The sequence below is a fragment of the Actinoallomurus vinaceus genome, assembly GCF_039542055.1.
Classification (GTDB): domain Bacteria; phylum Actinomycetota; class Actinomycetes; order Streptosporangiales; family Streptosporangiaceae; genus Actinoallomurus; species Actinoallomurus vinaceus.
On the sequence record NZ_BAABHK010000009.1, the window covers coordinates 62,292 to 86,778 of the forward strand.

General features: G+C 69.6%; 18 protein-coding genes and 1 tRNA gene. 9 read left to right on the forward strand and 10 right to left on the reverse strand.

Translation table 11 applies throughout. From position 1 onward, the window contains the following. The first annotated feature begins 9 nt into the window (after positions 1-9). The 4 genes from ABEA24_RS29200 (at position 10) to ABEA24_RS29215 (ending at position 3,946) form a co-directional block, all read left to right on the forward strand. Positions 10-846 carry a uracil-DNA glycosylase gene (locus ABEA24_RS29200; protein ID WP_345434364.1) on the forward strand — a complete coding sequence of 279 codons (837 nt, stop codon included), beginning with the start codon at positions 10-12 and terminating at the stop codon, positions 844-846. Between the two features lie 354 nt (positions 847-1,200). Beyond that, positions 1,201-2,574 (forward strand): NAD(P)/FAD-dependent oxidoreductase, encoded by a 1,374-nt coding sequence (locus ABEA24_RS29205; protein ID WP_345434366.1) that lies wholly within the window; start codon positions 1,201-1,203, stop codon positions 2,572-2,574. A gap of 99 nt (positions 2,575-2,673) precedes the next feature. Continuing rightward, a tRNA-Leu gene (locus ABEA24_RS29210) sits at positions 2,674-2,748 on the forward strand. Positions 2,749-3,163: 415 nt separating this feature from the next. Then, positions 3,164-3,946 carry a Bax inhibitor-1/YccA family protein gene (locus ABEA24_RS29215; RefSeq protein ID WP_345434367.1) on the forward strand — a complete coding sequence of 261 codons (783 nt, stop codon included), beginning with the start codon at positions 3,164-3,166 and terminating at the stop codon, positions 3,944-3,946. Positions 3,947-4,147: 201 nt separating this feature from the next. Here the strand turns inward: ABEA24_RS29215 and ABEA24_RS29220 are convergent, their stop codons facing one another. The 4 genes from ABEA24_RS29220 to ABEA24_RS29235 all read right to left on the reverse strand — a co-directional run bounded on the left by ABEA24_RS29220 (position 4,148) and on the right by ABEA24_RS29235 (position 8,170). Beyond that, positions 4,148-4,558, reverse strand: a complete 411-nt coding sequence (locus ABEA24_RS29220; RefSeq protein WP_345434368.1) for a PPOX class F420-dependent oxidoreductase — start codon at positions 4,556-4,558, stop codon at positions 4,148-4,150. A gap of 5 nt (positions 4,559-4,563) precedes the next feature. Beyond that, on the reverse strand, positions 4,564-4,791 hold the full coding sequence (locus ABEA24_RS29225; RefSeq protein ID WP_252777695.1) for a DUF4287 domain-containing protein: 228 nt from the start codon (positions 4,789-4,791) through the stop codon (positions 4,564-4,566). Positions 4,792-5,138: 347 nt separating this feature from the next. Beyond that, positions 5,139-6,359 carry an acetyl-CoA C-acetyltransferase gene (locus ABEA24_RS29230; protein ID WP_345434369.1) on the reverse strand — a complete coding sequence of 407 codons (1,221 nt, stop codon included), beginning with the start codon at positions 6,357-6,359 and terminating at the stop codon, positions 5,139-5,141. A 404-nt stretch (positions 6,360-6,763) separates the two neighbouring features. After that, positions 6,764-8,170 (reverse strand): outer membrane protein assembly factor BamB family protein, encoded by a 1,407-nt coding sequence (locus ABEA24_RS29235; protein WP_345434370.1) that lies wholly within the window; start codon positions 8,168-8,170, stop codon positions 6,764-6,766. A gap of 134 nt (positions 8,171-8,304) precedes the next feature. Here ABEA24_RS29235 and ABEA24_RS29240 point away from each other — a divergent pair, with 134 nt between their 5' ends. After that, entirely contained in the window at positions 8,305-9,675 is a 1,371-nt protein-coding gene (locus tag ABEA24_RS29240) for a cystathionine beta-synthase (protein ID WP_345434371.1), read from the forward strand. Between the two features lie 307 nt (positions 9,676-9,982). Here the strand turns inward: ABEA24_RS29240 and ABEA24_RS29245 are convergent, their stop codons facing one another. Beyond that, positions 9,983-11,296, reverse strand: a complete 1,314-nt coding sequence (locus ABEA24_RS29245; protein ID WP_345434372.1) for an HNH endonuclease signature motif containing protein — start codon at positions 11,294-11,296, stop codon at positions 9,983-9,985. A gap of 288 nt (positions 11,297-11,584) precedes the next feature. On the opposite strand from ABEA24_RS29245, the gene ABEA24_RS29250 reads away from it, so the two are divergent. Then, positions 11,585-12,385, forward strand: coding sequence for an alpha/beta fold hydrolase (locus ABEA24_RS29250; protein ID WP_345434373.1), 801 nt, complete (start codon positions 11,585-11,587; stop codon positions 12,383-12,385). Between the two features lie 36 nt (positions 12,386-12,421). After that, a complete protein-coding gene (locus ABEA24_RS29255) occupies positions 12,422-13,453 on the forward strand; it encodes a MerR family transcriptional regulator (protein WP_345434374.1) in 1,032 nt (343 codons plus the stop codon). A 176-nt stretch (positions 13,454-13,629) separates the two neighbouring features. Here the strand turns inward: ABEA24_RS29255 and ABEA24_RS29260 are convergent, their stop codons facing one another. After that, positions 13,630-15,789, reverse strand: coding sequence for an MMPL family transporter (locus ABEA24_RS29260; protein ID WP_345434375.1), 2,160 nt, complete (start codon positions 15,787-15,789; stop codon positions 13,630-13,632). Between the two features lie 179 nt (positions 15,790-15,968). Here ABEA24_RS29260 and ABEA24_RS29265 point away from each other — a divergent pair, with 179 nt between their 5' ends. Then, positions 15,969-17,126: a cystathionine gamma-synthase gene (locus ABEA24_RS29265; protein WP_345434376.1), complete on the forward strand. Its 1,158-nt coding sequence runs from the start codon at positions 15,969-15,971 to the stop codon at positions 17,124-17,126. On the opposite strand, the gene ABEA24_RS29270 is transcribed toward ABEA24_RS29265, so the two are convergent. Further along, positions 17,123-17,722, reverse strand: a complete 600-nt coding sequence (locus tag ABEA24_RS29270; RefSeq protein ID WP_345434377.1) for a hypothetical protein — start codon at positions 17,720-17,722, stop codon at positions 17,123-17,125. The two genes, ABEA24_RS29265 and ABEA24_RS29270, sit on opposite strands and share 4 nt — an antisense overlap. A 230-nt stretch (positions 17,723-17,952) precedes the next feature. Beyond that, a complete protein-coding gene (locus ABEA24_RS29275) occupies positions 17,953-19,143 on the reverse strand; it encodes an MFS transporter (protein ID WP_345434378.1) in 1,191 nt (396 codons plus the stop codon). Positions 19,144-19,190: 47 nt separating this feature from the next. On the opposite strand from ABEA24_RS29275, the gene pdxR reads away from it, so the two are divergent. Further along, positions 19,191-20,573, forward strand: coding sequence for a MocR-like pyridoxine biosynthesis transcription factor PdxR (pdxR, locus tag ABEA24_RS29280; RefSeq protein WP_345434379.1), 1,383 nt, complete (start codon positions 19,191-19,193; stop codon positions 20,571-20,573). A gap of 247 nt (positions 20,574-20,820) precedes the next feature. On the opposite strand, the gene ABEA24_RS29285 is transcribed toward pdxR, so the two are convergent. Beyond that, positions 20,821-22,794, reverse strand: a complete 1,974-nt coding sequence (locus tag ABEA24_RS29285; protein ID WP_345434380.1) for a VWA domain-containing protein — start codon at positions 22,792-22,794, stop codon at positions 20,821-20,823. A gap of 15 nt (positions 22,795-22,809) precedes the next feature. After that, positions 22,810-24,201: a sigma 54-interacting transcriptional regulator gene (locus ABEA24_RS29290; RefSeq protein ID WP_425551245.1), complete on the reverse strand. Its 1,392-nt coding sequence runs from the start codon at positions 24,199-24,201 to the stop codon at positions 22,810-22,812. Positions 24,202-24,487 lie beyond the last annotated feature (286 nt).

The window sequence follows — 24,487 nt, forward strand, 5'->3', positions numbered from 1 at the left end:
CCTGATGGGATGTCTGGTGGGTTGAACGCCCCCTTCGTTCCGCCGGGGTCCGGGCACCCTGAGGATCCGGCTGGACCCGAGACACCCGTCGCACGGACGCCCGAGGACGTTCGCGTCCTCGCGGCCGCCGCGCCCACGCTCGACGAACTCGTCGCCCGGCAGTCGGTGTGCCGTGCCTGCCCACGCCTCGTCGCGTGGCGCGAACAGGTCGCGGTCGAACGCCGCCGGGCGTACGCGGAGGAGGAGTACTGGGGACGGCCGGTGCCCGGTTGGGGCGACCCCGAGCCGCGCGTCCTCATCGTCGGTCTCGCACCCGCCGCCCACGGCGGCAACCGCACGGGACGGATCTTCACCGGCGACCGCAGCGGCGACTGGCTCTTCGCGTCGCTGTATCGGACCGGGCTGGCGGCGATTCCCACCAGCACCCATGCCGGCGACGGCCAGCGGCTGCTCGGGGCCCGTGTCGTCGCGTCGGTGCGCTGCGCGCCGCCCGCCAACAAGCCGACGCCTGCCGAACGCGCCGCCTGCTTCCCTTGGCTGGCACGGGAACTGCGATTCGTGGCCGACACGGTCCGGGCGATCGTCGTGCTGGGCGGGTATGGCTGGCAGGCGCTGTGGCCGGCGTTGAATGAGGCCGGGTACGCGCTGCCCAGACCCCGGCCCGCGTTCGGCCACGGCGTCGAGGTTCCGTTGGCCGCGCCAGGTGGCGGATCGACCCTTCTCCTGGGCTGCTATCACCCGAGCCAGCAGAACACCTTCACCGGGCGAGTGACCGAGGAAATGCTCGATGCCGTGTTCCTCCGGGCCCGGGAGTACGCGGGGTCGGCGGTGGGCGGGTCCGGCTGAGTCTGCCCGGCTGGTCTGCGCGGCATGCCCCGCGGGGACCCAGGACTTACGCAGTGCGGCGAGGGGCGGGACACAACGTCCGCCCCAGGGGCTCAGGACGAAAGAGCCAGGCCGGGCGAGTGACGGGCGGAGCGATGTCCAGTGGAGCCCCCGCTTCCACTGGACAGCCCCCGTGGCCCCGCCTGTCACTCGCCTCGGCTTCTTTCTCCCTGTTTGACGCGGCACTGGGCCGAGTGGTTCGTACGTGATGCGATTCACAAGGGTGTCTCTCCCATCGTGGATCGTCCCGGAGTACGGTTAAAGCGTAGGTTGTGAAAACTTTCACAAAGTGCGGGGCAGTTTCCGGAGGATCCCATGGGTACCGAAACCGGTATGGCCAAGCATGTGCTCATCGTCGGTGGCGGCTACGTCGGCATGTACACCGCCCTCCGCCTGCACAAGAAGATGCGCCGAGAGCTCAAGCGCGGCGAGCTCAAGATCACGGTCGTCGATCCGCAGTCGTACATGACCTACCAGCCGTTCCTGCCGGAGGCGGCGGCGGGCAACCTTGAGCCGCGGCACGTCGTGGTCCCGCTGCGGCGGGTGCTGCCACGAGCGACGATCCTCAACGGCCGCGTCACCCGCATCGAGCATGCGAACCGCCAGGCGTGGGTCGAGATCGTGGGCGGTGCCTCCGCGGAGGGGGTGGGCGGCGGCCAGGCGGATCGGTCACCGGAGACGCGCATACTGTCCTACGACATCCTCGTCTTCTGCCCGGGATCGATCTCCCGAACGCTGCCGATCCCCGGTCTCGCCGAATGCGGTATCGGATTCAAGACGGTGGGTGAGGCGATCTACCTGCGCAACCACGTCCTCGCCCAGCTCGACATCGCGGCTTCCACCGCGAACCCGCAGACGCGGAAGCGGGCCTTGACCTTCGTATTCGTGGGCGGCGGCTTCGCGGGCGTCGAGGCGCTGGCCGAACTCGAGGACCTGGCCCGCGACGCCTGCGAGTACTACACGAACATCGAGCCGTCCGACATGCGGTGGGTCCTCGTCGAGGCGAGCGACCACATCCTGCCGGAGGTCGGCGCGGACATGGGCCGGTGGACCGTCGATGCGCTGCGTCAGCGCGGTATCGCGGTGAAGCTCGAGACGCTCCTCAAGTCCGCCGAAGGCCATCACATCGTGCTCAGCGACGGAGAGGAATTCGACGCCGGCACCCTCGTTTGGACGGCCGGCGTGAAGCCCAATCCCGTTGCTAAGCGGACCGACCTTCCGGTCGATGAGAAGAGCCGGGTCAAGGCGACCGCCGAGTTGACGGTGGAAGGCGTGTCCGACGCATTCACCGCAGGCGATACCGCGGCCGTCCCCGACCTGACGAAACCCGGCGAGTTCACCGCGCCGAACGCTCAACACGCGGTTCGGCAGGCCAAGACCCTGGGGGACAACGTCGTCGCGTCGCTGAGGGGCAGGCAACTGCAGCCTTACAAACACGCGTACGCCGGATCCGTCGCGAGTCTCGGCCTGCACAAGGGCGTCGCTCAGATCTATGGGATCAAGATGCGTGGTCTGCTCGCATGGTTCATGCACCGTACGTACCACCTGTCCCGGGTGCCGACCTTCAACCGCAAGGCACGGGTGACCGCCGACTGGACTCTCGCCTTCTTCTTCAAGCGTGAGGTCGTGTCGCTCGGTGCCATCCAGCGGCCACGCGAAGAGTTCGAGCTCGCGGCACGGAAAGACTGAGCGGTATTCGGCCTGTATTTAGGGCGCGGCACTAATAGGCGTTATTTGTCGCATTTACTGGGTGGTCCCTTATTGGCTCATGCCCGGTATGATTACGCCGCCCCCGTAGCCCAACAGGCAGAGGCAGACTCCCTAAAAGAGTCGGTTGTGTCGGTTCGACTCCGACCGGGGGCACTGTTGTCTTGACAGGTGTCGACGGAGGAGTCGACAGGTTTGGTCCAAGGCGCCCCCGGAGGCTTATCTGCCTGCCGGTGCAGCCGGTATCGGTCTGCCGATTCGCGACCGATACCGGCCGCGCCGATCCAGGCGATCCATGATATAGACCGGCTGCCTGCGACTCTAATGGCGTGAGCGTCGCACGCGGGTGTCTGTTCGCCGGTGGCCGTTGCACGGCGCTTCGATCCCGTCGGCCAAGCGGTCCGGCCGGGGCGGTCTGCGAGGGTCATCGCCCCCATCAGGGGAATGCTCGCTACGTCGGAGCACCCTGTGGTTCCACGTACAGAGTGGCGGGTGACCCACCGTGGCGGCGGGAACACGGCGACCACGACCGGTCGTTAACGTGATCGACAACGAGTCGGGAGGGTATTGCATGGAGAGTAGAAATCCGGTCTTCTCCCGGCGTGGCGCCTTCGGGCAGGGATCGGGACCAGTGCCGAGCGCTTACGAGCTCGAGGCGATGTACAACGCGCCCGCGTACGCGCCGCCCCGGACCATGACCATCGACGACGTCGTCGTGCGTTCGTTCCTGACGCTCGGCACGCTCGTCGTGGCCGGCGCACTCGCATGGGTCTTCGTGCCGGAGCGCATCGCGAACGCCGTCGCGGCCGCCGCCGTGATCGTCGGTCTGATCTTCTGGGCGATCCTGACGTTCGGCCGCAAGGTCAATCCGGTCCTCGTGCTGGGCTTCGCAGCCTCGTACGGCGTGGCGGTGGGTGTGATCAGCCACGCCTACAACTCCGTCTACAACGGGGTCGTCCTCCAGGCCGTGGTCGGGACCGCGCTGGCCTTCGGCGCGATGCTCGCGGTGTACGCCTTCCGGATCGTCCGCGTCACACCGAAGTTCGTGCGTTTCGTGATCGCGGCCGGTTTCGCGCTCCTGGGCCTGATGGTGCTCAACCTGTTGGTATCGATCTTCCACGTCGGCGGCATCGGGATCAGGGAGAACGGTCCGCTCGGCATCATCTTCAGCGTCGCAGCGATCCTCGTGGGCTGTTTCTACCTGCTGCTGGACTTCAGTTCCATCGAGGACGGCGTTCGCTCCGGCGCCCCGGAGAAGGCTTCGTGGCTCGCCGCGTTCGGACTCACCCTGAGCCTGGTCTGGATCTATCTGGAGCTGCTCCGGTTCCTGTCGTACTTCTACAGTCGCGACTGAAGTACGGCGGCGGAGCCCTGTCACTCTGGCGGGGTGCGTCGGGGCGCATCGATGTAGTCGATCGAGGACGACGGTGCATCGGTGTGGTCCGTCGAGTCGGGTCGGCCGCCGCCCGGGTCGGCTGCTGTCCGGGCCGAGCCGCCTTCTGGATGGAGCAGTACGGTGACGCCCCCGCGCTCGTGCGGGGGCGTCAGCGTCATGTCAGCCGTGAGTGTCGGGGCCGGCGCGGGTGATCGTTGCCCGGATGACGACCCGGCGATCTCGCTCCATCGCGGCGCGATAGTCGTCCCAGTCGGGATGCTCGCCGGAGATCTTCCGGTAATAGTCGATCAGGGGCTCCATGGCCTCGGGCAGACGGACGATCTCGGCCTCGCCGTCGACCTGCATCCACTCGCCGAAGAAGGCGTCGGTGAAGACACAGAAGGTCACGCGAGGCTCGCGCATCACGTTGCGCGTCTTCACCGCAGTCTCACGGGTACTGACGACGACCCGACTCGCGTCATCGACCGCGCAGAGAACGGGTGAGGTCTGCGGGCGCCCGTCGGCGTGGAACGTCACCATCACCGCTCGATGGTGCTTCGCGATGAAGTCGAGTGCCCTACGCCGGTCCACCCCGCTCAGAAGCGGACGGCGCGGCGGTGCAGCTCGTGCTCGTGCACGAGGGCGGACGCGTACCCGTGAGATAGCCCGTGTTCGTCGGCCAGCCAGTTGACCCTCTCGTCGCATCGTAGGAAGGCGGGGCCGTTGTCGATGGCTTCGAACCACTCGGGGAGGTCACGTCCTGTGACTTTCGGGATGCGTGCGATGAGATTCTTGTGCGTCTCCGGTGAGTGGTTCAAAGACATAGGCACCTCCTGGCTGGGCGTGCTGCTTGTGATGACTCTGCAACAGCGATCCCAATCGCACAACCCCCCGAGGGAGACCTTTCTGTCACGGGACGTAGATCCTTGATTGCATACCGTCCCTGATAAGTTACGAACTGCTAACGAAACCCCCCGGCGATGGTGTCTCGCCGGAGGGTTTCTCGTGAACGGGCCGCCCGGTGGGGGTCGGGGCGGGCGCGACTCGCGCCGCCACGGCGCAACACCGGACGTCAGGCCACGTCCGTGGGAGCGCCGGTCGCCCCGACGGCGTCCGGTCTCCACGGCGGCGCGCCCATCGCATGCCCGGTCTCACGCAGTAGCCGCGGGGTTCAGCTGAGACGTTCGAAGACCATCGCCATTCCCTGGCCCCCGCCGACGCACATCGTCTCCAGACCGAAGGTCTTGTCGTGCCACTGGAGACCGTTGAGCAGCGTGCCGGTGATCCGCGCACCGGTCATGCCGAACGGGTGACCGACCGCGATCGCGCCGCCGTTGACGTTCAGTTCGTCGATGTCGACACCCAGGTCCTGGTACGACGGGATCACCTGCGCGGCGAACGCCTCGTTGATCTCGACGAGATCGATGTCGTCTATGGTCAGGCCGCCGTTCTTCAGGGCGCGCCGTGACGCCTCCACCGGCCCGAGCCCCATGATCTCCGGCGACAGCGCCGACACGCCAGAGGAGACGATGCGGGCAAGCGGAGTGATGCCGAGTTCGGCGGCCTTGGTGTCGCTCATCACAATGACCGCGGCCGCACCGTCATTGAGGGGGCAGCAGTTACCCGCGGTGATCGTGCCGTCCGGGCGGAAGACCGGCTGGAGTTGCGAGACCTTCTCCAGTGTCGTGCCGGCGCGCGGGCCGTCGTCCTTGGCGACGACGGTTCCGTCCGGCAGTTCGACCGGCATGATCTCACGTTCGAAGAAGCCGTTCTTGATCGCTTCTTCGGCGCGGTTCTGCGAGCGCACGCCGAACTCGTCCTGCTCGGCACGGCTGATGCCGCGCAGCTGGGCGACGTTCTCCGCCGTCTGGCCCATCGCGATATAGACGTCCGGAAGCGTGCTGTCCTCCCGCGGGTCGTGCCACGTTTCGGCGTTGCCTTCACTGCGTTTGGCGGTACGGGCCTGGGCTTCGGAGAACAGCGGGTTCTGGGTGTCGGGGAGGCCGTCGCTACTGCCCTTGGCGAACCGGCTGACCATCTCCACCCCGGCCGACACGATCACGTCGGCCTCGCCGGACTTGATGGCGTGGAAGGCCATCCGCGTGGTCTGCAGGGAAGACGAGCAGTAGCGGGTGATCGTGGCGCCCGGCACACGGTCGTATCCAAGGAGAATGGCGACCACGCGAGCCATGTTGTAGCCCTGCTCGCCGCCGGGCAGACCGCAGCCCAGCAGAAGGTCATCGATGCCATTCGGATCCAGCTGCGGAACCTTGTCCAACGCCGCCCGCACGATGCGGGCGGTGAGGTCGTCGGGACGCAGGTCCTTCAGCGACCCCTTGAACGCTCGCCCGATCGGGGAGCGAGCGGTCGCGACGATGACAGCCTCGGGCATGATGGATCTCCTCCTCCTTGGCCGACCGGGCACCGGTGGCCCTGTGCCTCGTTCGCAGGCTACTGCGTATCGGCGCTCGAACCTACTGGTGGGTAGCTAATCGAAGGGTCATCGACTCGGCAATACCCGGGCGTCAGGCGAATCGCCTCAGGGGTCGGTGCCGCAAGAACCGTGGGTCATTCACCGGCCTTCTGCGAACACCCTTGAGCAAGGACGCTGAGGGCGGGACGGGGATGGGGGCGGGGCGGGACGGGGCGCGGCACAGCTCGGCTCGGCGGATGCAAGCTCGATCCGGTGCGCCGGCCGATGCGGGTCCCGTCTGGTCCCATCCGGTGTGCCGGCGGATACGAGTCCCCTCCGGCGTGCCGGCGCCTGTGCGGCGGCTGATCGGGCTGCGCCCGCGGCTAACCGAGCATTCCAGGGACGGTGCCGTCGGCGTCATGCCGACCGTGCAGGCCGCCGCGCTCATCGCGCCACACTCGCCAACCGTCGACGGCGCCGGTGTACCAGCCAGGGGGCGGTCCGGCGGACGCGAGTCTTCGGCCGGTCATCATGTCGTACGGACACACGGCGGGGACCGGAAAGAACCCCGTGCTTCCGTTGATCTTCAGCGGTGACGGTGTCACCGTGCAGAACGACCACGCCCGGACATGCCCGGCGATCGGCCCTCCGGTCCGGAGGTCGTATGCCTGACCAGGATGGCCCGGTTGGAGCAGACCCAGTGCCGACAGGTCGGCGGGGAACGCGGGCCACCGGTCGGGATCGGAGCGCGGTGGCGCCGGGATCGCCGCCACGGCTCGGCCGGTGCGCGGGTCGAACTGGGTGAAACCGCCATAGTGGTCATTGGCGTCGACGTCACGGGTCACCAGCGCCACTGCGGGATTGGCGCTCGGGTACAGCCGGAGCGACCGGCGGTGGACCCATTGCAGCACGCCGTCCTCCATGCGGAGGGAAAAGAAACCGAACGCCGACAGCGGTGCCCCCTGACGTGTCCGGAAGGGGGCGAGATAGCCGATCAGGTCGTCGTCGAGGGCCCCGAAGGACCAGCCGCCGGACAGGTCGACCGTGCCGCCGAGAGCCTGCTCGACGGGGAACGACCACAGCGACCGGCCGCTCGCCAGGTCGTGAGCCTCGATTACCGGATGTGCGGCGATCCGGAACACCACCACGCGTCGGCGGTCGGCCCATTCGACCTCGGCGACGCCCGGCATGGTCCAGGACGTCTTGCCCGTGACGGGATCGAGCACCGCGAACCGTGCGTTCTTCCCGGCGGTGAACTCCGACAGGCAAAGCGAGTCACCGCATCGCGCAGGCCCGAACGTCGTCCCGACCGGGCGCGCCCATCGCTGTCTCCCGGTACGGACATCCCGGCCGACCACAGCGGCCCCGGAAGATCCTGGCTCGACGCTTCCCACGACGGCGCGGTTCGGCGGCCCGGCCACGGCCGCCGGCGCGATGCCCAGGTCGGCCGGGCGACCTGACGTCGAGGCCGGCCGAGACCACAGGCGTTGCCCGGTGGCGAGGTCGAAGACGATCGTCCGCAGCCGCCCGTCGCCGTCGAGGGAGGTGACCGCAGTGACGCCGCCGCCGACGGTGGGCCGACTCACGACACCGGCGGATGCGTCCTGCCATTCAGCGGTGGCGGAGGTCGGATCGGCCTGGTCGGACGTTGAGCACCCGAGAGCGGCCGACAGCATGGCGAAGTGGAGGGAGACGACCGCGATGCCGTGCCGCGAGCGTCCAGCGTGTCGCCGGTAGGTGAGAGGGGGCGGTCCGGAACACCCGTCGCGCCGTCGGCTGCTTGGCGTCATGGTCGTCTCCCGAAGGGTTGTCCACGCGTGGAGAGACCGTAACAACAAACTGCGACGATTGCAGTACGGACCGTGATGATGGTAGGTGAGGTACGGTCTGAGCAGAACTATTGCCGACGACAGGGACGTCGCTGGTGCACGTGCATAACTCGCTGACGGAGCTCATCGGGGATACCCCCTTGGTACGCCTCCGCAATGTTACGACCGGAGCCAGAGCGCAGGTTCTGGCCAAGGTCGAATACTTCAATCCGGGTGGGTCGGTAAAGGACCGCATCGCCGTTCGCATGGTCGAGGCCGCCGAGGAGTCAGGCGCCCTCAAACCAGGCGGCACGATCGTCGAACCCACTTCCGGCAACACGGGCGTCGGACTCGCCATCGTGGCCCAGGAGAGGGGGTACCGGTGCGTGTTCATCTGCCCAGACAAGGTGGCGAACGACAAGATCGCCGTGCTTCGCGCGTACGGCGCGGAAGTCGTGGTGTGCCCCACGGCGGTGTCGCCTGACCACCCGGACTCCTATTACTCGGTCTCCGATCGCCTCGCCGCGGAGATTCCGGGGGCCTGGAAGCCAGATCAGTACGCCAACCCGAACAATCCGCGCTCTCACTACGAGACGACGGGCCCGGAGATCTGGGCGCAGACCGAGGGGCGGGTCACGCACTTCGTCGCGGGGATCGGCACGGGCGGCACCATTACGGGAACCGGCCGGTACCTCAAGGAGATCTCGGGCGGGCGCGTCCAGATCGTCGGCGCGGACCCGGAAGGGTCGGTCTACTCCGGCGGCACCGGCCGGCCGTACCTCGTCGAGGGCGTCGGCGAGGACATCTGGCCGGAGACGTACGACCGCGACATCTGTGACCGGGTCATCGCCGTGAGCGACAAGGATTCGTTCACCATGACCCGGCGGCTGGCCCGGGAGGAGGGGCTGCTGGTCGGCGGTTCCTGCGGGCTGGCGGTCGTGGCCGGGCTCCGAGTCGCGGCCGAGGCCGGTCCCGACGACGTGGTCGTCGTCCTGCTTCCCGATGGCGGACGGGGCTACCTGTCAAAGATCTTCAATGACGACTGGATGGCCGACTACGGCTTCCTCACCTCCGAGACCGAGGAGCCGCGCATCGCCGACGTGCTCGCGCGTAAGGGCTCCGTGCTGCCGGAGTTCGTGCATGTCCACCCGCACGAGTCCGTGGGCACCGCAGTGTCGATTCTCCGCGAATACGACGTCTCCCAGCTGCCTGTGATGAAGGAGGAGCCGCCCGTGATGGCCGCCGAGGTGGTCGGCTCCGTGGGGGAGCGTGACCTTCTCGCGGCGCTGGTGAGCGGCAAGGCGGGTCTGGAGGACCCGTTGGGAGACCACATGGCGCCACCGCTGCCGATGGTGGGGTCAGGAGAAGGCGTGAGCAAGGCCGTGAGCGTCCTGGAGAACGCCGGTGCCGCCGTCGTGTTGGTCGACGGCAAGCCGGCCGGTCTCATCACCCGACAGGACCTTCTCGGTTTCCTCGCAAGCGGCTGACCGCCGCTGCGTGGCTGCTCCTCGCGCTACGTGGCTGTTCCGCGCGGGCTGTCCTGCGCGGGCTGTCCTGCGCGGGCTGTCCTGCGCGGGCTGTCCCTCGCGCTACGGGCTGCCCCTTGCGCCACGTAGCGGGCGCCCGCGCCACGTGGTTATTTCCCGCGCTGAGTAGTCGTTTCCCCGTGAGGAGTCGATTGCCTCACGGGGAACATCTGTACATGGTGAGACGCCGACTCTGAGTAGCGGTGCAGCCCTCGGATGACTGCGCCTTTGAGAAAGCTCACTCAAAGGCGCAGTCATCCGAGAAGACTCAGCCATCCGAGTCCGGTGGTTCGCCGTCCGGTGGGTCCGGCGGCTTCTCGCGGGTGGGACCTGCGCGGTCCTGGTGGTTCTGCTTTTGGAGGTTGTGCCAGCGGCAGAGCGGCTGGCCATTGTCGAGATCGGTGCGGCCGCCTTGCGCCCAGGGCTGCTTGTGGTCGATGTCAGCCCAAGCGGGTGGCCGATCGCAGCCCTCTGCCGCACAGGTGTCGTGCAGGGCCAGGTAGATGTCGCGTTGGTCGCTGGAGAAGAGTCGACGGGTTCGGCCCCAGTTGAGCGGCTGTCCATTGGCGGTGAACCGGTCGGCGACCGAGCCGTCAGGCCCGATGAAGATCTGATGGATCCCGGCGTGGTGGCGCTGGATCATCTCCCGGATCTGCGCGGCGGTCAGGACGGTGCCGAATTCGGTGCGGCCCGCTGGGGCCTGAGCGGCCGGCACGTCGGGATCGACGGTGGCCTTACTGGCGATCACGTGGACCCGGACCGGGGCGCCACCGCGCTCGCGGTACCCGTGTCGCCCGGCCGCTTTCAACGCGACCTGGCAGGCGGTGACCAGCCCACGCAGCCGCCGATGGCCGGGGAGGTTCTGCCAGCGCGGTAGTTCGGCGTTCGGCGCCGGCGCGAACGCATCGATCGCCTTCTCCACGATGGCGAGGTCCTCGGCGCCCATCTCGGCGCTGAGGAGTCCGATGCCGTCGATGCCCTGCCCGACGTTGAGGAACGACTGCCGCTCGATCTGGCGGCGGCGTCGCTCGGCGGTCTCACCGTCGAGCGTCACCGCGATCCGGGTAGCGGCCTTGCGCAGCTGCCCCGGCGTCCCCGCGGAGGCGAACTCAAGAAGGGCCGGCTGGGCGGTCTGCGCCACGCGCTCGGGAGTCCAGGAGTCGGTCATCGTGTCAGCGGCTCGATCGATCCCTTCCGCGATCGTCGCGACGTCCCCGAATTCGATTTCGCTGCCCTCGAAGGCGGCGAGCGTGTCGGCCAGTAGGGGACGGCGAGCCGCGAGGGTGGAGAGCTGTCTGGCCTCCCAGGGGCGCAGTCGGCATCGCCGTCCGAGCCACCCGGTGAGGGATGGGCAGCCATCGGCCGCCGGACCGCCCAACGCGTCGAACCGGCCGAGTCTGCGCGCCGCCTCGAGTTGCAGACATCCGATCGCCCGGATGATCAGCGCGCTCTCCTCGCCCATGTCCGCCGCCGGGGAGGCGTCGATGTCACAGGCGGCCAGCATCGCCAGCCCCGCCTGGATCGATTCCAGAGCCTGAGCCGCCGATGCCGCCCCACCTGAACCCGCCTCGCCGGAACCCACCCCACCTTCCTACCGCCCGTATGACACCGATGACAGCACGTCGCATCACCCTGTGGACAACCGGCGCCGATGCCGAAGACGGCGCGGCCGGCGAACTCGGTCTGGCTGTCGGGGTTGAGTCTCAAGCGACTTGAGCCTCCAGGGTCGGTCGCAGAGCCCGCTGAGGAACCTCGCACCGAGGATCCCCGACGCGGCGCCGATCACGGATGCCGACGCAGACCTCCAACGCTGCTCGGAAACCGCTGATTGATCAATACAGAAGGCCAGGACAGAAGACCGGGAGGCGTGATGCCCGAAACAGTCGCATCGTTTTCGGAACACACGGTGATGTCAGGGAGTATCGGACTCGCCGTTCGAGATCACGGCGGATCCGGTGATGCGGTCGTGCTGTTGCACGGGGGCGGCCGCAGCATGGAGGACTGGCGGTTGGTCGTACCCTCGCTGGTGGAGGCCGGGCTGCGGGTGGTGACGGCAGACCTGCGAGGGCACGGACGGTCCGGGCCGGGGCTGTGGTCGTGGGATGCCGGGCTGAAGGATCTGTCCGCGGTCGTCGATGACCGCGGGCTGGAACGGCCGGCCGTGGTGGGACATTCGTTGGGCGGGCTGGTCGCGGCCCTATGGGCGACGCGGCATCCGGAGTGTCCTCTCGCGGTGAATCTCGACGGCCACACCAATCCGATCGGCCCGTTCGACGGGCTCGATGCTGAGGCGGCGCGAGCCGCCGAGAAGACCATGCGTGACTTCCTTGAGAGCTCCGTACGGCAGGCCGATGATTCCGCACTGGCGCGACTGGTGGCCGAGTTGGGCAACCTTGATCTTTTCGCTACCTACCGGGCGGCGCGCTGTCCGCTGGTGGTGGTCGCATCGGCCGGCCGAGGCATGGTCGAGTTGCTGCCACCCGACGTCGCCGCGGTGTTCCCGGCGTATCAGCGAGGCTTCGCCAACGAACTGTCCGCAGCGGAGGCCGTGACGCCCCTGCTGTCCGTGGTGGACGTCGATACCGGCCATGATGTGCACTTGGAGGACGCCGATCGGGTCGTCCGCCTGATTCTGGACCGGTTGGCGCCGGAAGCAGGCCGGACGTCGTAGGCCGACGCTCGGAGGCCGCAGATCCGCGGGAAGTGCGTGAGGCTGGACGGTGTGAACGAGGACGGCTGCTACACCATTGGCCAGGTGGCCCGGCTCAGTGGTCTGTCGGTGCCGACGGTCCGCTACTACTCCGACGCGGGGCTGGTTCCGCCCACTGGTCGGACGGCCGGCGGTTACCGGATCTATGACCGGGAGGCGCTGACCCGGCTGGAACTCGTCCGGACTCTCCGCGACCTCGGTGTCGATCTCGCCACGGTCGCTCGTGTGCTCGCCGGTGCGGAGACTCTGGGCGAGGCCGCCGATCGGCAGATCGCCGCCTTGGAAGTGCAGATTCAGGCGCTGCGCGTGCGCCAGGCCGTGCTGCGTCACGTCGTCACGAACGATGCGGACGCCGCCGACATGGCGCGCGCGAACCGGCTGGCCAGGTTGTCCGCCGAACAGCGTCGCCGGACGGTGGCCGACCTCATCGAGGAGGCGACCCGAGGGCTCGACATGGAGCCGGGCTTCGCGGCTCATCTGCGATCGATGCTGCCGGATCTGCCGGAGGCCGCCGAGCCGGGACAGATCGAGGCCTGGGTCGAGCTGGCCCGGTTGGTCGGCGACGAGGAATTCCGCGCGGACGTCCGGCAGGCCTTCGAAAGACACGCCGCCGATCGCGTCTCCGGCGCTGATGGGGGCGATCCGTCGAGCTGGCGGCAGGCCGAGAAGGCCGTCGTCGAACTCGCGGGCAGGGCGCTCGCGACCGGCATCTCGTCGACGGCCGCGGAGGCCGGGCCCATCGTCGAAGAGCTGGTCGCCGTCTTCGCCGACGCTCATCGACGCCGCGACGACGGCGACTTCCGGTCATGGCTCGCCGAGCGCCTCCGTATCGGCGCGAATGCCCGCGTATCGCGTTACTGGACACTGCTCGCCGTGATCAACGGCCGGCCCACCAAGACCGATCCGGTACGGGCCGCTCAGTGGTTCCTGGCCGCGCTCAAGGCGTCCGGCAATCCGCCTGGGGCCGGCAATCCGCCTGCGTCCCACGTCCCATCTCCGTCCGGCGTTTCGCCCTCAAGCGGCACCTGACCCCGCTCGACACCTCACCGTCGATCCGCCAAACCCGGCGCGGCCCCTGACCGACGGAATCTCCAGAACGGTGAAGCCCCGGCGACGCGACTGCGCCGCCGGGGCTTCACCGTGCGAACTGCCACCAACTACTAGGAAGTGCTACGACCAGCACGTACGGGCGCGACCCCAGTGGGTCAGCCCCGACGATCGGCCATGTCGTACGGCTCCATCGCGGGCGGTTCCGCTGTCCGGCGAACGGCGTCACCGTGCCCCGGCCACCAGGCCTTGTGACCCATCAGTGCCGTGATGGACGGCACGAAGAACGCCGACATGACGAAGGCGGACAGGAGGATGCCGATGGCGACACCGAATCCGATCTCCGCCGACATCGAGTCGGGCGACAGGGTCAGCACCCCGAACGTACCGGCCAGGATCACACCGGCCGCCGCGACGGTCGGTCCGGCGTGCTGGATGCCGAGCGCGGCGGCACGCCGCGGTTCGTGCCCCTCGCGTGCCTCCTCGCGCAGCCGCGCGATCATCAGGATGTTGTAGTCCGTGCCGATCGCGAGGACGAAGAGGTACAGGATGATCGGGAGCTGGAACATCAGCCCGCCCTTGCCCTCGATCCCCTGGAACAGCCCGACGGTCGCGCCGAGCGTGGCCGCGAAGCCGAGCAGCACCGCGATCACCAGGTACACCGGAGCGACCAGCGCGCGCAGCAGCAGCGCGAGGATCAGGCCGATCAGCAGCACCGCCACCGGGAGGATGACCGACAGGTCGCGGTTGTTGATCTCGTTGATGTCCGCGAACGCGGCCGTGGTCCCACCGACGAGCACCTTCGTGCCCGGCGGTGCGTTCTGGTGGGCGAGGTCCCGGAACGGCCCCTTGACCAGGCTGATCGCCTCGTTCGAGTTGGGGTTCAGCTTGAGGATGACGGTGATCTTGGCGACGGACTGGTCCGCGTTGTACTGCGGGGGCGACACCTGGCCGACGCCCTTGGTGCCCTGCAGCGTCTGGTCGAACTTCTGGACCGCGCTCTTGTCGAGCGGACCGTTGCCCTGGACGTACACCTCGGTCGGAGCGGTCAGACCGGACGGCAGGCTGGCCCGGAAGTCCTTGAGGGCCTTGGCCGACTCGGTGTTCTGCGGGGCGGCGGCCTGGAAGTCGTAGTCGGCCTTGAAAGCGAGGGCGCCCGCGGCGAGGGCCGCGAGAACGAGGCCGGAGGCGACCGCGGCGACGAGCGGGCGGCGTCCGACGCCGTTGCCGACGCGCACCCACAGGCCGGGCTTCGGCTCCTTCTTCCACGCCTTCGACGGCCAGAACACGACGCGGCCCATCAGCGACACGACCGCGGGGACGAGGGTCAGCGACGTGATGAACATGACGCCGACGGCGATCGCGAGCTGGGGACCGAGGGCGCCGAACGCCTTGAACGAGGCGAGCACCAGGACGATGAACGCGGCGATGACGGCGCCGGCGGCCGAGGCGATGGCCTCGCCCACCCGCTCGACGCTCGTGATCATCGCGGTCTTCTTGTCCTCACCGGCCCGCAGGCGTTCCCGGTACCGGAAGAGCAGGAACAGGATGTAGTCGGTGCCGATGCCGTACAGGACGACGAGGATGATCGTGTTGAAGCCCTCGTCGAAGCTCAGGTCGAACGCCTTCCCGATGAAGGCGGTGACCGCGTTCGCCACCTGCGACACCAGGACGATCACGATGATCGGTAGCAGCGCGGCGATCGGGCTGCGGAAGATGATCACGATCAGCGTGATGATGAGGAGGATCGTCGCTATCCCGATCAGCGCCATCGTCTGCTGCTGGGACTTCTGGTTGTCCAGGCTGGACGCGAAGTTACCCGTCACGCCGTACGCCAGCCCGCTGCCCTTCAGCTGGTCGGCGGTCACGCTGCGGATCTGCTTGACGGCGTCCTGGTTCTTCGTCTGCGTCTTGCTGTCGAACCCGTTGGGCAGTCCCACGACGATGAGCTGAACCTTGCGGTTCTGCGACAGCATCTGCGGGCTGGTGACGACCTGCTGGACCTGCGGAATCGCCTTGGCCTGGATGGCCTTGACGACCTCGCCGATCTTCTGCTGGTCGGCGGTCGTCAGCGAGCCCCCGTCGCTCCGCTTGACGACGACCATCTCGCGGCTGAACTTCTGGTCGCCGCTCGGGAACGCCTTCTCCGCGAGCTTCGACGCCGCGACCGACTCGTACTTGCCCGGCAGGAACGCCTGCTGGTCCGACTTGGTGGTCAGTTTGGGGGCGAACACCACCAGGGCGGTCGCCGCGACGAGCCACGCGACGATCGTCCACCATGGGTGTCGTACGACACCGCGCCCCAGCCATCCGAACACGGGTGGCTCCCCTTCGTAGATTGTTCTTGGAGTACCTTCCGACTGTAGGCAGGCCAAATCGCCTTTACCTCCACTTGGCAGTTGATTTCCGCCCTAGTCCCTATGGCGGAGAGGGATCATCCCTGGGTAGGGACGATGCGCTGCACTTCTGCCCCTCATGAGGCACTAACCTCGCGTGCATGGACGGTTTCAACCACGAGGCCGGCTTCGAGACGCTTGCCATTCACGCAGGTCAAGAGGCCGACCCCGCGACAGGGGCGGTCGTGCCGCCGATATATCAGGTGTCCACCTACAAGCAGGACGGCGTCGGCGGCCTGCGCGGCGGATACGAGTACAGCCGGTCGGCCAACCCGACCCGTACGGCGCTTGAGGAGTGCCTCGCCGCGCTCGAGGGCGGCGTACGGGGCCTGGCGTTCGCCTCGGGGATGGCCGCTGAGGACACCCTGCTCCGCACCATCTGCAAGCCGGGCGATCACGTCCTGATCCCCGATGACGCCTACGGCGGCACCTACCGGCTGATCTCGAAGGTCCTCACCCGGTGGGGGGTGACGTACGACCCGGTACCGCTGACGGACGTCCAGGCCGTACGCGCCGCCGTCCGCCCGGAGACGAAGCTCATCTGGGTGGAGACACCCACGAACCCGCTCCTGGGCGTCGCGGACATCGCCGCGCTGGCGCACGTGGCGCGGGAGACGGGCGCCCGCCTCGTCGTGGACAACACCTTCGCCTCGCCCTACCTCCAGCGGCCGCTCGCCCTGGGCGCCGACATCGTCGTCCACTCCACGACCAAGTACATCGGCGGCCACTCCGACGTGGTCGGCGGCGCGCTGGTCGCGGCCGACGTCGAGCTGGCCCAGGAGCTGGCCTTCCACCAGAACGCCATGGGGGCGGTCGCCGGCCCGTTCGACGCGTGGCTCACCCTGCGCGGCGTGAAGACGCTCGGTGTCCGCATGGACCGGCACTGCGCCAACGCGATGCGCATCGCCGAGTTCCTCAGCCGGCATCCCCGGGTCAGCGCCGTGCACTACCCGGGCCTGCCCGAGGACCCGGGCCACGAGGTGGCGGCCAAGCAGATGCGGGCGTTCGGCGGCATGGTGTCGTTCCGGCACGCCGACGGCGAGGAGGCGGCCGTACGGGTCTGCGAGCGCGCCAAGATCTTCACGCTCGGCGAGTCCCTCGGCGGCGTCGAGTCACTGATCGAGCATCCGGGCCGTATGACCCACGCCTCGGCCGCCGGGTCGCCGTTGGAGGTGCCGGGCGACCTCGTACGCCTGTCGGTCGGCATCGAGGACGTGGACGACCTGCTCGCCGACCTGGAGCAGGCGCTCGAGGTCTAGGCGTTCCAGACCATCAGGAAGAGGACCACGATCCAGATCAGGGCGACGACGCCGGAGATCGTGGCGATCCGGCCGGTCTCCACTTTGGCGATCTCGCCGAGCGGAGCACGGGCGGGCGCGGGCCCCGGCGCTGCGGCGCCCGGGCCCGTCTCCGCTTCCGTCGCCGGGCCTTCGCCGGGCGCGGTGACGGTCTCCGCGGCCTCGGCCGGAGCGCCCTCTGCGGGCGTCGTCGGGGGCGGGGTGGCGGGTGTCGTGCCCGGGCGCTGCTCGGCGTTGGCGAGTTCGAGCTTGTGAACGGCCTTGCGCTGATCGCGTTCGACGATCACCAGCAGCACCAGCGCCACGATGAACAGCGTCATCGACGCGGACAGCCACACCTTACTGAACTGCCCGTGCGCCAGGAGCGCCCCGAACAGGAAGATGCCCAGCGTGAGCAGGCCGTAGACGCGGGTGACACGGTGGAGGTAGCGCACGGTGCCCGGCTCGCCCCGGCGGATGTAGCGGGGCGTCGCCATGGTCGCCGCGGTCAGCGGCCCCAGAGTGAAGATCGCGAAACCGATGTGCAATGTCAGTAGCAGGCGATCAGCGCTCGACATGGTGCCGACCCTAGCCCGATCAAGCCGATACTCCCAGTAAGACTCACTCTACCTCCGCCGGGATCCCGGCCCCCCGAAGCCGCAGACCGGTCCCGACACCGCCCACCGGGTCCCGGAGGCCGCTTTCTGGCCCTCGCATCGCCCACCGGTCCCGTTACCGCCCATCGGCCTCGGAGGCCGCTCACCGGCCCCCGACACCGCCACCGGCCTGCCGACCCGACGGACGCGCCTCACCCGCCGGAACCGTCGGCGATCCGGTCGCGCCAGGCCGGGACGAGCGCGACGGCCATCAGAACGCCGGTGAGGACGAACGCCCAGGGGTATCCGGTGCGTCCGGCGAGCACCCCGAACCCCGCGGCGCCGACACCCATGCCCGCGTCGTACGCGAAGTTCCACAGCGCGCTGACAGCGCCGTAGCCGGAAGACGTCACGCGCGCGTACATCAGCGTGAGGGTGGCGTTCTGCGCGATCCCGAAGCCGATGCCGAACAGCGCCATTCCCGCGACGACGGTGACAGGGCTTCGAGTCCCCGCCGTGACGAGCATCCCGGCGGCCGACGCCAGCAGGCCGGGGATGACCAGTCCCGCGGTCCCGTGCCGGTCGCCGTACCGGCCCGCGAACCAGCGCGCCACGGTGGACGCGGCCGGCTGGATGAACAGCGCGACGGTGACCAGGCCCGTGAGCCGCGACGGGACCGCGAGCGGCAGGAACGTCACGATGATCCCGGCACCGAGCGCGGTGGCCGCGAAGACCAGCGTGGGCCGGACGAGGGCGGCCGTACGGAGGCCGGCGATGACCCCGATGGGGCGTTCGGACCGGGGTTCGCGCCCGGGCAGGCCCGGAACGGCGATGAGCGGGGCCAGCGCCACGACGGCGGCTGCGCCGCAGACCGGGGCGTACCCGATGTGCCGGGCGAGCCACACCCCCAGGGGCAGGGCCACGAGCGACGGTACCCCGGACACGATGCCGGCGAGCGCGAGCCCCTCACCCCTCCGCTCCGCGGGGATCAACGACACCGTCAGCGCGGCGCCCGCGACGATCGTGAGCGCGAATCCCAGGCCGCGGACGAGACAGATCGCCAGGATCCACGTCAGGCTCCCCGAGGCGGTCAGGACGAGCGCGGGCGCGCCGAGAAGGACCAGCCCGCCCGCCAGCACGCCGCGGTGACCGTACCGGGCGACGAGTCGTGGGGCCGCCAGTTCGCCGATGACGGTGGCCAGCATGAGCGCGCTCGTCGCCAGGCCGGCGGCGTCGCCGCCGTGGCCGGACGACGTGGTCGCGTAGAGCGGAACGACCGACAGCAGCAGGAAGAAGTTCGCCGAGGCGCCGATCACGGTGACGAAACGCAGGACCAGCGCTCTGGTCAGGAGGGGCGGTCTCGCCGCGGCGGGCGCGGTCCGGGGGATCATCGACGAGGTCATGAGCCCGACGCTAGAAGGAAGGCGGATCGCCGGTAAGTTCCACTTTCATGCCGCTCGAGTGGTCCAGTTCGTCGCCCGATCTGCTGCTCGCCGTCGACCGGGACGGCGGAGAGCCCCTGCGCTGCCAGCTGGAGCGCCAGATCCGCGACGCGATCCGATCCGGACGGCTGCGAATCGGCGAACGGCTGCCGTCGTCCCGAGCGCTCGCCCGCGACCTGGGACTCTCCCGCGGGCTGGTGCAGGAGTGCTACGCCCAGCTCCAGGCCGAGGGTTACCTGGTGGCGCGCGCCGGCTCCGCCACCCGGGTCTCGGCCGGCGCGTGCGTCGCATCGGCGCCGGCTCCGCCGCCGGATCGGCGTCCGCGCCTGCTCGCGGACTTCCGGTGGGGCGTGCCCGACCTGGGCGGCTTTCCGCGTGCCGACTGGTCATGGGCGATGCGCGAGGCCGTACGGGTGCTGCCGAGGTCCGCGCTCGACTACGGCGACCCTCGCGGCAGCGCGGTACTCCGTGAAGTCCTGGCGGGTTACGTACGGCGGGTGCGGGCCGCGTCGGCGGATCCGGAGAGCATCGTGATCTGTTCCGGCTATGCGCAGGGACTCAACGTCGCCCTGCGCGCGTTGGCGCGTACGGGCGTGCGTACCGTGGCGTACGAGGACCCCGGCTCGCCCGAGACGGTCACCTCGGCCGCGGCCCGGGCAGGCCTGTCGGCGATACCCGTGCCGGTCGACGAGCACGGGATCGACGTCGCGGCGCTCGCCGCGACGGACGCCCGCGCGGTCGTCGTCACGCCCGCGCACCAGTGGCCGACCGGGGTCGTTCTGGCTCTGATCGAGTGGGCGGCGCGCCGCGACGCGGTCGTCATCGAAGACGACTACGACGCGGAGTTCCGCTACGACCGAGAGCCGGTCGGCGCACTGCAGGGGCTCGCCGCCGACCGGGTGATCGCCATCGGCACCGTCAGCAAATCGCTGGCACCGGCGCTGCGGATCGGCTGGATCCTCTGCCCGCCCGCCCTCGCCCGGCAGATCGCCGAGGACAAGAGCCTGGACGACCGGGGTTCTCCAGCGCTCGACCAGCACGCTCTCGCGAGGCTGATCGAGTCGGGCCGCTTCGACCGGCATCTGCGCCGGATGCGCGGCGTCTACGCCGCGCGTCGGGCGGCGTTGGTGGAGGCGCTCGCCGAGCACGCTCCGAGCGTCCGGGTGACCGGGCTCGCCGCCGGCTTCCACGCTGTGGCGCACCTCGACGGATCCCTCGGCGAACACGCCGTGATCGCCGCCGCCCGGGAACGCTCGGTCGGTCTGTACGGCATGAGCCCATGCCGTTCCCGGCACGAGGGCACGCCGGTGCAGCTGATCCTCGGCTTCGGCGACGTCGGCGAACGCGCGATCACGGCGGGCGTCACAGCCGTCGCCGACCTGCTGAGATGACCTGACCCCCTGACCTCAGGGCCGCGGCGCTCCCGTCAAGAGCACGCCTCTGGCCGCACGCCCGCAGCACCCCTCAAGGGCACGTTCCCGGCCGCACGTCCGCGGCACCGCCCTCAACAGCACGCCTCTGGCCGCACGGCCGTGCCACTCCCCTCAAGAGCACGCCCTGAGCTACACGATCCGGCCGGCGATGGCACCTCGCCCGCGCGGCCGGACCGTTTCCGCTCGGTATCCGCCGCGCAGAGGCTCAGCCGCCCCGGCCGCGGCGGACGCGAAGGTAGTCGCGGACGACGTACTCGCCGAGCCGGTCGGGCGTCGGAGCGAAGACCCGGCCGCCGTTACGCCGCGCCACCTCCTGCACGAACGACACGAGGCGTTCGTCGTCGGCGAGCATGAAGATGTTCAGCGTCGCGCGCCGCCGGGTCATCTTGTCCACCTCGGCGAGCGTGAGCTCCAGCGTCTCCCGCGACGGCGGCCAGTCGAACGACGAGCGGCCGTCTCGCAGCAGGTGCGCGGTCGGTTCGCCGTCCGTGATGATCAGCACGATCGGCTCGTGCTCGGGATGTTTCTCCAGGTGACGTCCTGCGATGAGCAGGGCGTGGTGCAGGTTCGTGCCCTGCACCATGTCCCAGTCCAGGCCGGCCAGCTCGGTGGGCGGGAGCACCCGCGCGTAGTTGGAGAACCCGATGACCTGGATCGCGTCCTGCGGGTACTTGCTGGACACCAGCGTGTGCAGGGCGAGCGCGGTCTGCTTCGCCGATCCCCAGGTGCCGCGCAGCGCCATGGAGTACGACAGGTCCACCAGCAGGCACACCGCCGCCGCCGTACGGCGCTCGGTCTCGAGGACCTCGAAGTCGTCCACGGTCAGGCGGACGGCCGTCCCGCCCGACCGGCCGGGGCGGTACTCGCCGCGGCGCAGCGCGTTCGACACCGTCCGTACGACGTCGATCGGCTGCTCGTCGCCGTGCTGCCAGGGGCGGCTCGCACCCGTCAACTCGCCCGCCTGTCCCGCGTCGGACTGGTCGTGGTCGCCGCGCCGGGCGGTGTCCAGCTGGGCGAACACCCGCCGCAGCGCGGTCTCCCCGAGGCGGCGTACGGCCTTCGGCGTCAGATCGAGGGCCCCGCCCCGGCGTTTGAGGTAGCCCTGGCGCTCGAGCTCGGCCTCGATGCGGCGCAGCTCGGCGAGGTCGTCGACCGCCTGCCGCCCCAGGGCGCGGCGCACCGCCTCCTCGTCGATGTCGTCCATCCGCGCGCCCGGGTAGTCCTGCCGCAGCGCGCCTTCCAGCTCGGCGAGGTCCGCGAGCTCCTGCAGCGCGGTCGTCGCGTCGCCCATGGACATCGGGTCGTCGCCGGTCATGCGCTCGGACCCGGACCAGTCGAGGTCGGGCCGGCGCTGCCGCAGCGACGAGGACAGGCGTTCCATCTCCATGGCGAGCCCGGCGTCCTCGAGCGTCTGCGCCATGAGCGCGGCGAGCTCCGCGCGCTGCTCGGGCGTGAGCGAGGCGAGCAGCCGCTCGGTGGCTGCGGCGCGCCGCGCCAGCGAGTCGACGAGCTGCTCGAGATTCTGCGGATCGTCCGGGAAGAAGTCGCCGTACTCCCGCATGAAGTTGTCGAAGTCCTCCTGGGTGTGCTCACCCCGGGCGTCCTTCTCGAGCATGTCGTTGAGCGCGGCCATCATGTCCTTGACCCGCTGCATCGCCGCCGGGTCCGGGTCGCTCAGCGCCTGCTTCATGCCGCGGAACTGCGCGTCCAGCACGTCGCGGCGCAGCAGGTCTTTCAGCTCCTCGAACGTCCGCCGGGCGTCCGGCGACCGCCAGTCGTACGACGCGAGGCGGCGGACCGCCTGCGCGGTGTCGGCCGGGATGGCGTCCAGCTCGGCCTCCCGCAGCCGCGCCTCATCGCTCGGGTCGGGGAACAACTCGGCGCGCTCCTGCCCGATCGCCCGGTCGAGCAGGGACCGCGCCTCCTCGAGCGTGCCGTCCAGCCGCCCGCGTCCGCGCAGCTCCTGCCGGCGGGCCCTGACCTGCCGCAGCAGGTCGTCCAGGCCGCGTCGCCGCTGTTCGTCGGGCAGCCCCCGGCGGAGCAGGTCGCGCAGCGCGTCAGCGGGGCTCGTGCCCTCCAGCATCGAGTCGCCCATGGCGTCGAGCGCGGCGCGCACGTCGTACGGGGGCGCGAGCGGGTCCGGCCCCTCGTGGTACGGCCCATAGCGAAATCCGGCCACGGCGACCTCCTCGGGTCATATCCGGTATGTCGAGGCTCCGTCGGCGGTGTCCTTGGACAGCCGGCGCATCAGGTACAGCCCTTCCAGCGCGAACTCCAGTGCCGCCGCCGCGTGCCCGGGCGACTCGCCTTCCATGCCGAGGCTGTGCAGGATCCGCGCCAGGCCGGACACCGGGCCGATCCGGTGCAGCAGCTCGGCCGCCGGCACCAGCTCGCCGGAGTCGACCGTCGCTCCCCGGTCGAACCGGTCCAGCAGGCCGCCCAGGTCGACCGGGCCGAGCGTGCGCCGCCAGGTCTCCGCCGTCGCCCGGCGGAGCAGGTGCGCGAGCACCTCCTCCTCGCGGCCCTCCTCGCTGACCTCGAACTCCACCTTGCCGAGCAGGGTCGGCACGATCGACGGCAGGTCGCACACGCGGGCCACCGGCTGCTCCTCGCCCGCGATGGCCGACCGGCGCATCGCAGACGCCGCCACCGTCTCGGTCGCGGCGATCGCGAACCGCGCGGACACACCGGAGCGGGTGTCGACCGCCGGAGACTCCCGGACCAGCCGGGTGAACCGCGCGATGACCTCCATCAGGTGGACGGGCACCGCCGCGGAGACCTGGGCCTCCTGGCCGATCAGCACCAGTTCGTCGTCCACGTCCAGGGGGTAGTGCGTGCGGATCTCCGCGCCGAATCGGTCCTTCAGCGGGGTGATGATCCGGCCCCGGTTGGTGTAGTCCTCCGGGTTGGCGCTGGCCACCAGCAGGACGTCCAGCGGCAGCCGCAGGTTGTAGCCGCGGATCTGCACGTCCCGCTCCTCCAAGACGTTCAGCAGCGAGACCTGGATGCGCTCGGCGAGGTCGGGCAGCTCGTTGACGCAGAAGATCCCACGGTTCGTCCGAGGCACCAGCCCGTAGTGCACGGTCTCCGGGTCCCCGAGGGTGCGGCCCTCCGCCACCTTGATCGGGTCGATGTCGCCGATCAGGTCACCGACGCTCGTGTCGGGGGTGGCGAGCTTCTCTCCGTACCGTTCGTCCCGGTGCTTCCAGGCGACCGGCAGATCATCGCCCACCTCGGCGAGCAACCGGCGGCAGCGCACGCACACCGGCGCGTACGGATGGTCGTTGATCTCGCAACCGTCGACCACCGGCGTCCACTCGTCCAGCAGCCCGCCGAGCGTACGGATCAGCCGCGACTTGCCCTGCCCACGCTCGCCGAGGAGGACCAGGTCGTGTCCCGCGAGCAGAGCGCGCTCAAGGTGCGGCAGGACCGTGTCATCGAATCCGACGATGCCCGGGAACCGCGGCTCGCCCGAGCGCAGGCGGGCGACGAGGTTCTGCTGGATCTCGGCCTTGACGGGCCGGTGGACGTGGCCACCGGCCCGAAGCTCGCGGAGTGTCGTTGGTCGCGTATTCACTGTCGGCACCGCTCCTCACTCGCTGGACGGCCGGCGCGCCGCGTGCCGCGGCACACGGTCGAATCTCCCCGGCCGGCCACTCCGCTCGCTACGTCTGGCTCGCTCGTGTACAAGGGTCGCTCACCGTCCTGACTTGCTTCGCGGGCGGCGTCGTCGTGCCGGAGGCGCGCCGGAGACGCTGCCCGGCCGCCCGCCCCGCTCGCCGCGTCGGGCTCGCTGTGTTCAATGATCGCTCGACCCTCCTCGCTCGCTTCGCGGGCGGCGTCCGTCGTGCCGGAGGCACGCCGAGAAACGC

Bases quoted from the DNA above. Each gene is read 5' to 3' on its own strand.
- ABEA24_RS29250 (WP_345434373.1), top strand. From the start codon at position 11,585: ATGCCCGAAACAGTCGCATCGTTTTCGGAACACACGGTGATGTCAGGG.
- ABEA24_RS29225 (WP_252777695.1), bottom strand. From the start codon at position 4,791: ATGTCTTTGAACCACTCACCGGAGACGCACAAGAATCTCATCGCACGC.
- ABEA24_RS29205 (WP_345434366.1), top strand. From the start codon at position 1,201: ATGGGTACCGAAACCGGTATGGCCAAGCATGTGCTCATCGTCGGTGGC.
- ABEA24_RS29270 (WP_345434377.1), bottom strand. From the start codon at position 17,722: ATGTCGAGCGCTGATCGCCTGCTACTGACATTGCACATCGGTTTCGCG.
- ABEA24_RS29265 (WP_345434376.1), top strand. From the start codon at position 15,969: ATGGACGGTTTCAACCACGAGGCCGGCTTCGAGACGCTTGCCATTCAC.
- ABEA24_RS29235 (WP_345434370.1), bottom strand. From the start codon at position 8,170: ATGACGCCAAGCAGCCGACGGCGCGACGGGTGTTCCGGACCGCCCCCT.
- ABEA24_RS29215 (WP_345434367.1), top strand. From the start codon at position 3,164: ATGGAGAGTAGAAATCCGGTCTTCTCCCGGCGTGGCGCCTTCGGGCAG.
- ABEA24_RS29200 (WP_345434364.1), top strand. From the start codon at position 10: ATGTCTGGTGGGTTGAACGCCCCCTTCGTTCCGCCGGGGTCCGGGCAC.
- pdxR (WP_345434379.1), top strand. From the start codon at position 19,191: ATGCCGCTCGAGTGGTCCAGTTCGTCGCCCGATCTGCTGCTCGCCGTC.
- ABEA24_RS29275 (WP_345434378.1), bottom strand. From the start codon at position 19,143: ATGACCTCGTCGATGATCCCCCGGACCGCGCCCGCCGCGGCGAGACCG.
- ABEA24_RS29230 (WP_345434369.1), bottom strand. From the start codon at position 6,359: ATGCCCGAGGCTGTCATCGTCGCGACCGCTCGCTCCCCGATCGGGCGA.